The 12,589-nt window shown below is 38.1% G+C and carries 13 protein-coding genes; 11 read left to right on the top strand and 2 right to left on the bottom strand.

Annotated features, from left to right (window positions below):
- Positions 1 to 1,611 carry a cation:proton antiporter domain-containing protein gene (locus AC5SLP_RS12655; protein WP_495255520.1) on the top strand — a complete coding sequence of 537 codons (1,611 nt, stop codon included), beginning with the start codon at positions 1 to 3 and terminating at the stop codon, positions 1,609 to 1,611.
- Here the strand turns inward: AC5SLP_RS12655 and hemW are convergent.
- A complete protein-coding gene (gene hemW / locus AC5SLP_RS12650; RefSeq protein ID WP_495255519.1) occupies positions 1,601 to 2,656 on the bottom strand; it encodes a radical SAM family heme chaperone HemW in 1,056 nt (351 codons plus the stop codon). The two genes, AC5SLP_RS12655 and hemW, sit on opposite strands and share 11 nt — an antisense overlap.
- A gap of 76 nt (positions 2,657 to 2,732) precedes the next feature.
- Between hemW and AC5SLP_RS12645 the strand changes: the two genes are divergently transcribed.
- Genes AC5SLP_RS12645 through AC5SLP_RS12600 form a run of 10 tightly spaced genes read left to right on the top strand, consistent with a single transcriptional unit; the run spans position 2,733 to position 11,724 of the window.
- Positions 2,733 to 3,203 carry an RNA pyrophosphohydrolase gene (locus AC5SLP_RS12645; protein WP_495255518.1) on the top strand — a complete coding sequence of 157 codons (471 nt, stop codon included), beginning with the start codon at positions 2,733 to 2,735 and terminating at the stop codon, positions 3,201 to 3,203.
- Position 3,204: 1 nt separating this feature from the next.
- On the top strand, positions 3,205 to 4,407 hold the full coding sequence (locus AC5SLP_RS12640; RefSeq protein WP_495255517.1) for an aspartate kinase: 1,203 nt from the start codon (positions 3,205 to 3,207) through the stop codon (positions 4,405 to 4,407).
- A 3-nt stretch (positions 4,408 to 4,410) separates the two neighbouring features.
- Positions 4,411 to 4,962, top strand: a complete 552-nt coding sequence (locus AC5SLP_RS12635) for a HobA family DNA replication regulator (protein WP_495255516.1) — start codon at positions 4,411 to 4,413, stop codon at positions 4,960 to 4,962.
- Positions 4,955 to 5,575 (top strand): DNA polymerase III subunit delta', encoded by a 621-nt coding sequence (locus tag AC5SLP_RS12630; protein ID WP_495255515.1) that lies wholly within the window; start codon positions 4,955 to 4,957, stop codon positions 5,573 to 5,575. Before AC5SLP_RS12635 ends, AC5SLP_RS12630 begins: the two co-directional genes overlap by 8 nt.
- The gene (gene folP, locus AC5SLP_RS12625; protein ID WP_495255514.1) at positions 5,572 to 6,714 is read left to right on the top strand and encodes a dihydropteroate synthase; all 1,143 of its coding nucleotides are present in this window, start codon (positions 5,572 to 5,574) and stop codon (positions 6,712 to 6,714) included. Before AC5SLP_RS12630 ends, folP begins: the two co-directional genes overlap by 4 nt.
- 9 nt (positions 6,715 to 6,723) lie before the next feature.
- On the top strand, positions 6,724 to 7,488 hold the full coding sequence (locus tag AC5SLP_RS12620; protein ID WP_495255513.1) for a hypothetical protein: 765 nt from the start codon (positions 6,724 to 6,726) through the stop codon (positions 7,486 to 7,488).
- Complete coding sequence (locus AC5SLP_RS12615) at positions 7,478 to 8,242, top strand: TSUP family transporter (protein ID WP_495255512.1); 765 nt, start codon at positions 7,478 to 7,480, stop codon at positions 8,240 to 8,242. The genes AC5SLP_RS12620 and AC5SLP_RS12615 overlap by 11 nt, the downstream gene beginning before the upstream one ends.
- A complete protein-coding gene (gene ligA / locus AC5SLP_RS12610) occupies positions 8,239 to 10,185 on the top strand; it encodes an NAD-dependent DNA ligase LigA (protein ID WP_495255511.1) in 1,947 nt (648 codons plus the stop codon). The genes AC5SLP_RS12615 and ligA overlap by 4 nt, the downstream gene beginning before the upstream one ends.
- The gene (tlyA, locus tag AC5SLP_RS12605) at positions 10,182 to 10,895 is read left to right on the top strand and encodes a 23S rRNA (cytidine-2'-O)-methyltransferase TlyA (protein ID WP_495255510.1); all 714 of its coding nucleotides are present in this window, start codon (positions 10,182 to 10,184) and stop codon (positions 10,893 to 10,895) included. Before ligA ends, tlyA begins: the two co-directional genes overlap by 4 nt.
- Complete coding sequence (locus tag AC5SLP_RS12600; RefSeq protein WP_495255509.1) at positions 10,861 to 11,724, top strand: bifunctional riboflavin kinase/FAD synthetase; 864 nt, start codon at positions 10,861 to 10,863, stop codon at positions 11,722 to 11,724. The genes tlyA and AC5SLP_RS12600 overlap by 35 nt, the downstream gene beginning before the upstream one ends.
- Here AC5SLP_RS12600 and AC5SLP_RS12595 read toward each other — a convergent pair.
- Entirely contained in the window at positions 11,703 to 12,485 is a 783-nt protein-coding gene (locus AC5SLP_RS12595) for a GGDEF domain-containing protein (RefSeq protein WP_495255508.1), read from the bottom strand. The genes AC5SLP_RS12600 and AC5SLP_RS12595 overlap by 22 nt on opposite strands.
- Positions 12,486 to 12,589: the final 104 nt, after the last annotated feature.

Genomic DNA, 12,589 nt, shown 5'->3' with positions numbered 1-12,589 from the left:
TTGGACAATTTATTGGCGATTATTTTAAGCGCAACAGCCATTGCAACATTTTTCAATATTGTTTTAAAACGTTATAATATTCCAACGATTATCGGTTATATTTTAACGGGCTTTGCTATTGCCTATCTTTTTGAATTGGGTCGTAATAATGACTCTTTAACGCATATTGCTGAATTTGGTATCGTCTTTTTGATGTTTACGATTGGCTTAGAATTTTCAATCAAGCATCTTATGAGTATGAAAAAAGATGTTTTCTTAAATGGCTTTTTACAGGTATTACTCTCAGGTGGTATTATTTCATTAAGCGCAGAATACTTTTTTGGAATGGACCGCAAAAGTGCTATTATCGTTGGGTATGCACTGGCTCTTTCTTCTACTGCAATTGTTCTTAAAATCTTAAATGATACCGGAACAATCCACACGGTGTATGGGCGTAAATCGCTTGGAATTTTATTGTTTCAAGATATCGCTGTTATTCCTATTTTGCTAATGATTAACATCTTTTCTAATCAAACCAGTACCCTTTCGTCTTTATTGTTAGAAACATTAATTAGCGCTGTCATTATTCTTGGGCTTCTTTTTATTATCGGTAAATATTTACTGAATCGTTTTCTCTCTTTGGTGGTTTGGGCGGATACCGAAGAAATTTTTATTGCTTCTGTGTTAATGCTTGTTGTTGGTGCATCTTTTTTAGCGCATTCCTTGGGCTTTTCGTACTCTTTAGGTGCTTTTTTAGCGGGTATGATGATGTCTGAAACGCAATATAAGCATCAAATTGAAGCAGACTTGGTTCCCTTTCGCGATATTTTACTAGGACTTTTTTTTATTACCGTTGGAATGCAAATAGACTTGCGCCTTATTGCTGAAAATTATGGTCTTATTTTGGTATTACTTGTTGCCATTTTAGCCATCAAAATCAGTGTTGTTTTTATTATTTTAATGCTTCAAGTAGGCGGAAGAATAGCCCTCAAAACGGCACTTGCAATTTGTCAAGGCGGTGAGTTTTCTTTGGCAATTCTAGCCCTTGCCAGTTCTGAAAGTTTGATTGATGCAAGAACAACACAAGTCTTAATTGTCACGGTTGTTTTATCTATGGTCTCGACGCCTTTTATCCTTAAAAATATGAAAAAAATTGTTGATGCCATTACCCAAGAGCCCAACAGAGGTGATTTTATGATTCACTCTTCGGGCATTAAAGACCACATCATTGTTTGTGGTTATGGTAAATTAGGGCAAGAAATTGTCTACCGCTTGAAAAAGATGAATATTAATTACCTTGTACTAGAGCATGATATTACGCTGGTTAAATTGGGACAAAGCAGGGGTGAACCTGTCTATTTTGGAAATGCGGCTGAACGAAGTATTTTGAAAAATGCTTTTGTTGAAGATGCTAAAGCCGTGATTATAGCCATCAATAATGAGAAAAAGCTCATTTTATTGTGTGAAATATTGCAATCATTTGAGAAGCCGATAAAAATCGTGGCAAAAGCAAGCGATTATGATGAGAAAAAACTTCTAAAAGCACTGCAAGTCAAACACATCATTAATGAAGGACGTGAAGCTGCTAAAGCGCTTTTAAAAGTAGCAATTGAAGATAATCCTACTGAGTAATGAACAGAGCAATTTCATCACTTAAAAAATAGTCGTTATTATAGACGCGATTGTTTTTACATGTAAGTTTATCTTCATGGATTAAAAGCAAAACTCTTTTGTTCTCTTGTTCATTAAACTCATCCATTGCAATGCCAATAGTGCTTCTTAATCCTAAGAAAATTTTTTCTACATGTAAATCGTCTCTGCTGAGCTCTTCAACGTCTTGTTGCAGAGGATTTTTAATATACTCTTCTATGTTTTTAGAGGGATAAAAACGTTTATTGTTTAAAAAACCGACTGCACCGCAACCTATTCCAAGATAATTTTGATGTTCCCAGTACCCTTTATTGTGCCGACTTTGATAACGACCAAAATTGGAGATTTCATATTGTGGAAATCCCGCTTTGATAATATCATCGACAAAATCTTTCGCAAGTGTTTCTGACGGGTTAGTAACATCACTACGTTTGTAAAAAGGTGTATTTTCTTCCAAGGTAAGGGCGTAAGCACTTAAATGATTGATAGGCAAGGATGCTGCAATGCGTAAGTCTTCTTGTAAAAGAGCAGGGGTATCAAGAGCGGTTGCATAAATCAGGTCTAAAGAGAGATTGTGAATGCCACTGCTTGCTGCTGTTTCCACGGCTTCACGTGCGATTTTTGGTGTATGGTTTCGACCTAAAAACGTGAGTTTTTGCGCATTAAAACTTTGTACTCCAAAACTGAGGCGATTGACGCCTAAGTGTTGCATCGTCTCTATCCACTCTTGTGTTGCCGAGTGCGGATTTGCTTCTGAGGTAATTTCAACATCCGTGCTTAGAAAAGGGCGCAGTGTTTGAAAAAATGGCTCATACCATGATGGTGTAATCGTTGAAGGAGTGCCCCCTCCGATAAATAAAGAGGTAATGGAATGTGCTTGTGGTTCAAACTTATCCAGCTCAAAAAGAAGCTGTTCGTGAATGCGATTCATGTACTTTTGTTTGAGAGCAGATTTATTATCATAGGAGTTAAAAGCACAGTAGTGACACTTACTGTCACAAAATGGGATATGAAGATAGGCTAACACTTATTTCCTTGTATCAAGCAAGTTTAATGACTTTTTAGCTACCATTTTAACAAAAATATAGAGGTAATGCACAATCATGGAATCACCAAAACGATACAGACCAAATGTTGCAGCTGTGGTGGTCTCTGACAAATATCCTTTTAAATGTGAACTTTTTATCGCAAGTAGAAGTGATATTGAAGGTGCTTGGCAATTTCCTCAAGGTGGTATTGATGCGGGAGAAACGCCAAGAGAAGCACTTTATCGTGAGCTGGAAGAAGAAATCGGCACGAATGAAGTTGAAATTATTGGTGAATATCCAGAATGGCTACGATACGATTTCCCTCAAAAGATTGCCCAAAAAATGTACCCATTTGATGGACAAAGCCAAAAGTATTTTTTAGTCAGACTTAAAAAAGACGCTAAGATTAATTTAGCCACCAAAGAGCCTGAATTTTGTGATTTTAAATTTGTAAGTTTAGAAGAAATATTTGATTTTATCACTTATTTTAAACGACCGGTATATAAGCAAGTATTAGAATATTTTAAAAAAGAAGGGTATCTATAAAATGTTGATTGTCCAAAAGTACGGTGGTACAAGTGTTGGCAATGTTGAGCGCATTGAAGCGGTTGCCAAAAGAGTCATTGAAAGTAAAAAAGCGGGACATGATTTAGTGGTCGTTGTCTCAGCAATGAGTGGTGAAACCAATAAACTTTTAGATTTTGCAGCTTTTTTTAGCCCAACGCCTAATCAACGTGAAGTAGATATGTTGCTTAGTTCTGGTGAAAGAGTCACCAGTGCTTTACTGGCTATCGCTCTTGAAGCGATGGGATATCCTGCTGTTTCCATGAGTGGAAGACGTGCTGGGATTGTGACCGATAACATGCATACAAAAGCACGCATTGAGTACATTGATACAACCGTAATGAAAGAAGAGTTAGCCCAAGGTAAAATTGTCGTTGTAGCTGGTTTTCAAGGCATAACGTTAAGTGGTGAGGTTTCAACCCTTGGACGTGGTGGTAGTGACCTCTCTGCTGTTGCGGTTGCTGGTGCATTGGAAGCAGATTTGTGTGAAATCTATACGGATGTTGATGGTGTGTATACCACCGACCCTCGCATTGAGCCTAAAGCCAAAAAACTGGATAAAATCAGTTACGATGAGATGTTAGAACTTGCTAGCCTTGGAGCAAAAGTGCTTCAAAGCCGCTCTGTTGAGATGGCAAAGAAACTCAACGTCAATTTAGTAACACGCAGTAGTTTTAATAATCATGAAGGAACACTTATTACAAAGGAAGATAACATTATGGAGCAACCATTAGTAAGCGGAATCGCACTTGATAAAAACCAAGCTAGAGTTACTCTAAGAGGTGTAACCGATAAGCCAGGCATTGCCGCAGAAATTTTCAAAAAACTTGCTGATTGCAATGTAAACGTTGATATGATTATTCAAAATGTCGGACATGATGGTACGACTAATCTAGGATTTACCGTACCTCAAAATGAACTAGATATTACTAAAACAGCGATGAGTGAACTCAAAGCAAGTGATGTTGTCGAATACGACAGTGAGATTGTCAAAGTCTCTGTTGTAGGCGTTGGCATGAAATCACACAGTGGTGTAGCGTGTAAAGCTTTTGATACTATGGCAAAAGAGGGTATTAATATTGAGATGATTAGTACCAGTGAAATCAAAGTTTCTATGGTCATTCAAGCAAAATACGGTGAATTAGCCGTACGTGCACTTCATAGCGCATACCAATTGGATAAATAATTAATGCAACAATTTTTAAAGTGGACACTAGAAGAGATACGAAAAGACGGCTCTTCTATGAGTTGGATGGAGGAGAAGAGGTTCGAATGGGTTCCTCTTGCCGCTTCCATGCTCAAAAATCTTTTAGAAGGGCATACGTTTGTTGTGATTACCGATGATGATCGCGGTTGGTTTTGCCATTATATGCTGCGCGCCATTAACAATCATCAAAAAAACAGACCATTGTTGCCGTTCATCTCCTTGCAAACACTCTATCCCAATTTGTATCAAGTCAAAACAAAAGAAGATATTGAATTGTTAGAAAACATGCTTTCTCAAGCCTTCCCCAGTGGATACACCTTTTTTTACGTGGGTAAAAACAGCGATATCAAAATGCAAATTGCCAAGCGAAAAGATGATAGTTTTATGTGGATTATGGATGAGCACATTCAAAATAGCTTTTATCTTTTAAGCGATGATGACACTCTAGATATAAAATTAATTCAACTCTTTCGACTTCTTGATAAAAGTATCGATGCTGTACTTTTTGCTGAGGTTATTTTTGAAAATGAGTGAGGAAAAAGGTTTAAGCCATATTTTAATCTGTAAAAATGTGGAAAAAGCGAACGAACATCTGATGGAGCTTCTCTCAAAAGAGCGCCATCTTTTTTATACCAAAGATGAATTCTTAATGGACGATGCAAAAGAGGTCGTAAAAGAGGCCTATATCGCGGAATCTTCCAATAAATACCTGATTTTATCCGCTAAAAGCTATCGTGTTGAAGCACAAAATGCCTTGTTGAAAATCCTTGAAGAACCACCACGACATATCGTTTTTATCGTGGTTGCACCTTCTAAAACGGCATTGCTTCCAACGATTCGCTCACGTCTTGCACAACGAGAATTGAGTGTTGAACAAGAGTGGATGTCTAGCGGTTTACCTCTGAATAAACTCGACCTTAGCGATATTTACCCTTTTGTACAACAAAACCAGTCTCTTGAAAAAAATAAGTTAAAAAGCTTAGTGCAAACCATCGTGTATGAAGCTATCAATACGCATCATTTGCATTTTAGTGAAAAAGAGTTAGAACATTTTCAAAAACTGTTACATTTGGTTGAACTCAATTCAAGACCACAAACGATTTTAACATCGTTATTGCTTTCTATCATGTTAAGGCGTCATCCATGAAACTTTATAAGCTCTCATCAAAGACGCAGTTGCAAACTTTAATGCATAAAATGGGCGTAACACCTGAAGGGCAAGCCCTTTTAATGGCTAAATCCCATTTGAATTTTATTTATATCAAAGCACTCAAAACGCCTGCTGCAAATATTTTAAAACAAGACGCACTCTCTATTGGGGCTGATTTAGCCGTACCTAAAGAGACCATTACATGTAAAATTCCTTTTGTGGACGCTGTGCTCATTGCCAACGACAAGCAACTAAAAGAGTTGAGTCGTAAAGAGAGAATACAGCCTTTTGGGCTTAAAGATGTCGCACACAAGCTCAGTGAAATGGTTTTTACATGTAAAGATGATTTTAGCGTTATGGGCATTATCAATACCAATGAAGACAGCTTTTTTCAAGGAAGTCGTTTTCATGGAGATGCAGCACTTGCGCATATTGAAACGATGATACACGATGGTGCAACGATGATTGATCTAGGCGGCGTTTCAAGCCGACCAGGAAGTCTTCGCGTAAGTGATGAAGAAGAGTTGGCGCGTATTAAACCGATTGTTGATTTAATTGCCAAGCATGACCTTCCAGCAAAAGCGGCATTTTCGCTCGATAGTTATTCGCCTTTATGCCTAGAGTACGCGTTGAGCAATGGTTTTAGCATTGTCAATGACATCACGGCTTTGGCAAATGATGATGTTGCGCGCGTTGCGGCAAAATATAATGCCACAGTGGTTTTGATGCATATGCAAGGTGACCCCCAAACGATGCAACACGAGCCAGTTTATGACGATGTTATGGTGGAAGTCGATGCTTTTTTTGAAGAGCGAATCGCAAAAGCCAAAGCGTTTGGCATTGATAAACTTGTGCTGGATGTGGGCATCGGTTTTGGCAAAAGTTTAGAACACAATTTAACGCTACTGAAACATCATGCGCATTTCTTACATTTTGGGTATCCTCTTTTAATTGGGGCAAGCCGAAAATCAATGATTGATAAAATTATTCCCACGCCTGTTGCTCAAAGGTTGCCTGGCACACTTGCTTTGCATCTAAAAGCCTATGAGCATGGTGCGACCATTATTCGTGCGCATGATGTTAAAGAACATGTACAAGCTCTCAGTGTTTTGAGAGCTTTGAACCTTACCGTTTAGGATTTGATTTTGGAAAAGATACTGGATCTTTTAAGTCGTATTAGTACACTCTATAACATTCCTCAATGGATTGTAGATAGCGGTGCTATTGCTATTTGTATTATTTTAATCGCTTCACCTTTTGTAGCGCGCTATTTAATGCGACCTAAATATTATAAATATCGTGAAATGTTTTTATTTAAAGTATTGTGGCGTTGGAAATATAAAAAAGGCGACGTAATTTCATTGTGGTGTTATTGCCCAAATTGCCAAGGTATGCTCATTTGTGATGATGAAAATTGCCGATCTACAACGACCTTACAAGATAAAATCACCTTTTTTGTCTGCAATGAATGTGGCGGTAATGAGTTGGGGCGCGTAGTTGGTGGAGATAGGCGTTATGCACTCAGTCTTGTTAAACGCGATATTTGGCGTCATATCAAAGATGGTACATACAATGAAGTCTCTGTTGCGACCAAAGATGCCCTTGAGTTGTATCAAGAGCTCAAAAGTGAAAAAGAGAAAGAACTTCTCCTTGAAATTGCGCAATCAAGCACACAAGAAGAGCCTTTACATGTAAAAAGTGATGAGACGGTAGAGGATGATGCACAAGCGATTGAAAACCATGGAATCATCCCTGAATCTAAGGATGATCAAGAGACAGAAGCTTTAGCACCCAATGAAGAAAATCAAAGTACTTACGAAAGCTTGGAACCAAAGCGTGATAATGAGACGACGGCTGATGCTACCTTGGAAAATGATGTGAAAGAAGAGAAGAAAAACGATGGAATTTGAGTTTTATTATTATATTATTTTTCTAGCAACAGGCATTGTAGCTGGCTTTATTGATTCAATAGCCGGAGGGGGTGGCATCATTACGATTCCAGTACTGATGGCTTCTGGTATGCCTCCACATATTGCGCTTGCAACCAACAAACTGCAAGGAACTTTTGGTAGTGGTATGGCGTCTATCAACTTTATTCGAAAAGGATTCATTTCGTGGAATGAAGTGTATATCGGAGTGATTTATACCTTCATTGGTGCGGCAATTGGTACGTATGCGATTTTATTGATGGACGCGAGCATGCTATCCAAAGTGATTCCTTTGATGTTAGTAGCCATCTTTATTTATACGCTTTTATCCCCTAAAATGGGTGAAAATGATAGACATGCTTATTTAGGCAATCATCTCTTTTTTTTAATTTTTGGTATCGGTATTGGCTTTTACGACGGCTTTTTTGGACCTGGAACAGGAACATTTTGGACAATAGCGCTAGTAACGCTTTTAGGGCTCAATCTTAAAAAATCTACTGCCCAAACCAAAGTGATGAATTTTACCAGTAACATTGTCTCTTTGGCAGTTTTCTTATGGAGTGGTAATGTACTGTTTGCCGTTGGTCTTTTAATGGGAGCAGGGCAACTTATAGGCGCTTATATTGGTTCGAATATGGTCATCAAAAAAGAGGTTGGATTTATTCGTGGATTTTTCCTTACCATGGTGGGTCTTACTCTAATCAAACTTTTTTATAACAGTTATTTTGCATCATGACACATCAGGATTATTTAGAAAAAATTGAACTGGCAAATGCGTGGGCAAAAGCCTATTATGTCGATGATATGCCAATTGCCAGTGATGAAGAGTATGACACGTTGTACCATGAGATTTTGTTATTTGAACAGCAAAATCCTCTGTTTGTTGATGAGAGTAGTCCTACAAAACGCGTAGGTGGAAAAGTTTTGGAAGGTTTCGTGAAAGCCTCTCATAAAGCGCGCATGTGGAGCATGGAAGACGTTTTTAATGAAGAAGATTTGGATGCGTGGATTGAACGTGTTAAAAAAGTTAAAGAACACTTTACATTTTATTGCGAACCCAAATTTGATGGGGCCAGTTTAAATCTGATTTATGAGCATGGGCGATTGCAACAAGCCATTACAAGAGGCGATGGAAGCATTGGCGAGGATGTGACGCAAAATGTTAAAACAATCGGCTCTATTCCTCTTCAAATTGCGTATCTTGGGTTGATTGAAATTCGTGGTGAAGTGGTGATTAAAAAAGCAGATTTTGAGACGATGAATCAAGAGCGTTTAGGTGCCAATGAACCACTCTTTGCTAACCCTAGAAATGCCGCATCGGGCAGTTTGCGACAACTCGATACAAGCATTACCGCGAAGCGAAAACTTGTTTTTTATCCGTGGGGCATTGGTGTCAATACGCTCTCTCAAACACAGCTCAGCGATAAAATGGCGTATGTTTATACTTTGGGCTTTTTAAAGCCGCCACGCATTGTGGTAACGAATAAGGTTGCAGATGTTCATACCTTGTATCATGAACTCATCGCGACACGAGATGAGATAGAGATGATGATGGATGGTATGGTTGTCAAAGTCGATGAAATAGCGTTGCAAGAAGAGTTGGGATACACCGTTAAATACCCAAGATGGATGGTAGCTTTTAAATTTCCAGCCATTGAAAAAGTGACAAAAATTAAAGCGATTACCTTGCAAGTAGGACGAACAGGTGTTGTGACGCCTGTGGCAGAAGTCGAAGCTGTCAATATTGAAGGTGTGGTGGTTGAGCGAGCGACACTGCATAATTTTGATGAGATTGAGCGCAAAGATATTCGTATTCATGATAGTGTCATTATTATACGCAGTGGCGATGTCATTCCTAAAATCATTAAAGTGGTGCAAGAGCGTAGAAATGGAAATGAAATAATCGTAAAAAGGCCGACGTTATGTCCTGTGTGCGGAGAAGAACTTTTTGATGAAGGCGCATTGATTAAATGTCAAAATCTCTCATGCGATGCTAGAGTCGTGGGAGCGATTATTCACTTTGCCTCTAAAAAAGCCCTAAATATTGACGGACTAGGTGATAAAATAGTCGAGCAACTTTATGCACAAAAACTTGTTTTACATGTAAAAGATTTGTACACGCTCTCTTTAGAACAATTGCTTGCATTGGAAGGCTTTAAAGCTAAAAAAGCACAAAACTTATTAGAGGCTATTGATGCGAGTAAAGGTGTTGCGCTTGAAAAGCTTATCAATGCTTTGGGCATTGAGCATATCGGAGAAGTGGCGGCAAAAAAAATCGCACGAACCTTTGGTCTTGAATGGTTGGATGCAACCTATGAGGCTATTATCGCGCTTGAAGGTTTTGGTGAAGAGATGGCAAAGAGTTTGATAGAGTTTATTCATGTGAATCGTGAAGAGACGCAAGAACTGATGGCTGTCATTCAACCCGTATGTCAAAAGCTAGAGATAACCGAATCTTTTTTTACGGGTAAAACGGTTGTTTTAACGGGGGCAATGCATAAAGCACGCGATGAGATTAAAGCTTTACTTGAGCAAATGGGTGCAAAAGTAAGTGGTAGTGTTTCAAAAAAAACGGATTTTGTTATTTACGGTGAAGATGCCGGTAGCAAACTCACAAAAGCTGAAGAGTTGGGTGTGAAAACAATGAGTGAAGCAGAAATGGAAGCGATGTTATCATGAGACTCGATAGTTTTGTTTTTGAACAAGGGCATGCGCAAAGTCGCAATAAAGCAGCAGAACTGATTGCTGAGGGAAGTGTATGGGTGAATGGTAGTGTGGAACGCAAAAATTCACGTGAAATCAGTGATGCCGATGTGGTGGAAGTCACAAAAATCACTCAATACGTCAGCCGAGCAGGGCTGAAGCTTCGAGGCTTTGTCAATGAACAAAAAGCATTACATGTAAAAGGGCGCGATGTCTTAGATATAGGCAGTAGCACGGGTGGTTTTGTTCAGGTGTGGCTTGAAGAAGAAGCCAACAGTGTTACCGCTATTGATGTGGGGAGTGATCAACTTCATCCAAGCCTTAAAGTCGATTCTCGAATTATTTTGCATGAAAATACGGATATACGACTTTTTAAGCCAACGAAAACTTATGATATCATTAGCTGTGATGTTTCATTTATTGGGATAGGTTCATTATTACATGTAATCGATACGTTAGCAAATAGCGCTATTATTATTTTATTTAAGCCACAATTTGAAGTGGGTAAAGAGGTCAAACGCACTACCAAAGGTGTGGTTAAAGATAGCTCGGCTATCATTCGCGCACAACATCAATTTGAAGCACAAACAGTGTCTTTAGGTTGGAAAATGATCGATAAACGTGATTCGCTTGTAAAAGGAAAAGAGGGGAATGTTGAGACGTTCTACTATTTTGAAAAAAGATAGTGTCGATACACTGGCCATTGGAAGTTTCGATGGTATTCATGTGGGACACCAGCAACTAATTAGACAACTTGGCAATAATGGCGCTTTATTTGTCATCGATAAAGACCAAGCCAATCTTACACCGGGTGTGAAACGTAGTGAATACGCTGGGTATCCATGCATGTTTTTCCATTTTCTTAAAGTGAAGCATTTAAGTGGGGAAGAGTTCGTTGAGCTTTTAAAACGGGAATTTGTCAATCTTAAAAAGATTATCGTTGGATATGATTTTTGTTTTGGAAAACATCGCTCATGCAACGCTTATGATTTAAAACGTCTTTTTGATGGTGAGGTTATCATTATTGATGAGTTTAGTTATAAAGGTGTTTCTGTTCATTCAAGTATGATTCGTGAGTATTTAACAGAAGGAAAACTGGATGATGCCAATCGTTTTTTAGGGCGTGAATATTCGATTATTGGCGATGTTATAAAAGGGCAGGGCATTGGAAAAACAGAATTGGTTCCTACCTTGAATCTCAAAGTATTAGAATATTTGATTCCCAAAAGTGGCGTTTATGCCACACGAACAAAAATTGGCAATGTCATTTATGATTCGGTTTCTTTTATCGGCGTGCGCCACACAACAGACAAATCTTTTTCTGTCGAGACACATATCTTAGATGCGAATTTAGAGGAAATCCACAGTAGTGTTCAGCTCTATTTTGTTGAATTTTTGCGAGAAAATGAAAAATTTAATTCATTGCATGATTTAAAAATTCAGATAGAACGTGATATTACAGAAGCTAGAAAATATTTAAAGACATGTCGATTTTATTTGAGGGATTTTTTATAGTTGTACATGTTTTGATCGGCTTGTTCTAACGCCATTCTAAAACTCTGCTTTGCGCTAAAGCATGTCACACCAAAAGAAAAATCAAGATAAAACTGCGTTTCATTATGTTTAAAAGGCGTTTTACGCAGATTTTGATTGACGGCACTGAGAATTTTTTCCATCTCTTCTTGTGTGTGGTGGTTGCTTAAGATTAAAAATTCGTCTCCTGCAAAACGTACGGCAGTGGAATGAACTATTTTTTTCAAAACTTTTCCCATAATATGCAGTACTTTGTCCCCAACAATATGTCCGTAATTGTCATTGACATCTTTAAAATCATTAATATCAATAAACGCTAAAACACCTGCTGTATTAAAGTGTTCGTCGCTCAAGTAGGCTTCAAAGAGCCATCGTCGATTAAAAAGGCGTGTCAATTCATCTAAATAGAGCTCTTGCTGCAAAGAAGCGATTTTATTTTCCAATTCAATCATATTGTTTTCAATGAACTGCAATGCCATATCATCATGGTTGGTCAGAGCCATGCGCGCATTCATGACATTTTCTTTTAAAAACGATGTTGATTCTTTTGTTTCATTCTCGACATGCTGAATTTTTTTAAGTGCGTAAATGAGTGCGGTTTCTTTATCGATATCGTTGAGTTTGATGCCGAGTTCTTTGGCTTTTGTATAAAAAATATCGCGGTAGATTTCAGGCAAAACAATTTCGAGATTGAGAATTTCTTTTAGCGTTAAATCGGTCAGTTCTTGGAGTCGCTGGTTCATTGTTTACCTAATGCTTTTAATTGCCCTAGTATAAAAAGAGAATGCTTAAGAGTAACTAATATACAAGTACTCTTTTGTTATAATTGCCTAAATTTTAGCATTGT

It is taken from the genome of Sulfurospirillum sp. E15m (assembly GCF_059415145.1).
Note: the sequence above shows the minus strand (reverse complement) of the source record. Positions and strands in the feature narration are given on the sequence as shown.

What these genes read in the sequence shown, in the direction of transcription:
- AC5SLP_RS12615 (WP_495255512.1), top strand. Translation starts at nt 7,478, where the DNA reads ATGGAATTTGAGTTTTATTATTATATTATTTTTCTAGCAACAGGCATT.
- AC5SLP_RS12640 (WP_495255517.1), top strand. Translation starts at nt 3,205, where the DNA reads ATGTTGATTGTCCAAAAGTACGGTGGTACAAGTGTTGGCAATGTTGAG.
- AC5SLP_RS12645 (WP_495255518.1), top strand. Translation starts at nt 2,733, where the DNA reads ATGGAATCACCAAAACGATACAGACCAAATGTTGCAGCTGTGGTGGTC.
- AC5SLP_RS12630 (WP_495255515.1), top strand. Translation starts at nt 4,955, where the DNA reads ATGAGTGAGGAAAAAGGTTTAAGCCATATTTTAATCTGTAAAAATGTG.
- folP (WP_495255514.1), top strand. Translation starts at nt 5,572, where the DNA reads ATGAAACTTTATAAGCTCTCATCAAAGACGCAGTTGCAAACTTTAATG.
- AC5SLP_RS12635 (WP_495255516.1), top strand. Translation starts at nt 4,411, where the DNA reads ATGCAACAATTTTTAAAGTGGACACTAGAAGAGATACGAAAAGACGGC.
- AC5SLP_RS12595 (WP_495255508.1), bottom strand. Translation starts at nt 12,485, where the DNA reads ATGAACCAGCGACTCCAAGAACTGACCGATTTAACGCTAAAAGAAATT.
- AC5SLP_RS12600 (WP_495255509.1), top strand. Translation starts at nt 10,861, where the DNA reads ATGTTGAGACGTTCTACTATTTTGAAAAAAGATAGTGTCGATACACTG.
- tlyA (WP_495255510.1), top strand. Translation starts at nt 10,182, where the DNA reads ATGAGACTCGATAGTTTTGTTTTTGAACAAGGGCATGCGCAAAGTCGC.
- ligA (WP_495255511.1), top strand. Translation starts at nt 8,239, where the DNA reads ATGACACATCAGGATTATTTAGAAAAAATTGAACTGGCAAATGCGTGG.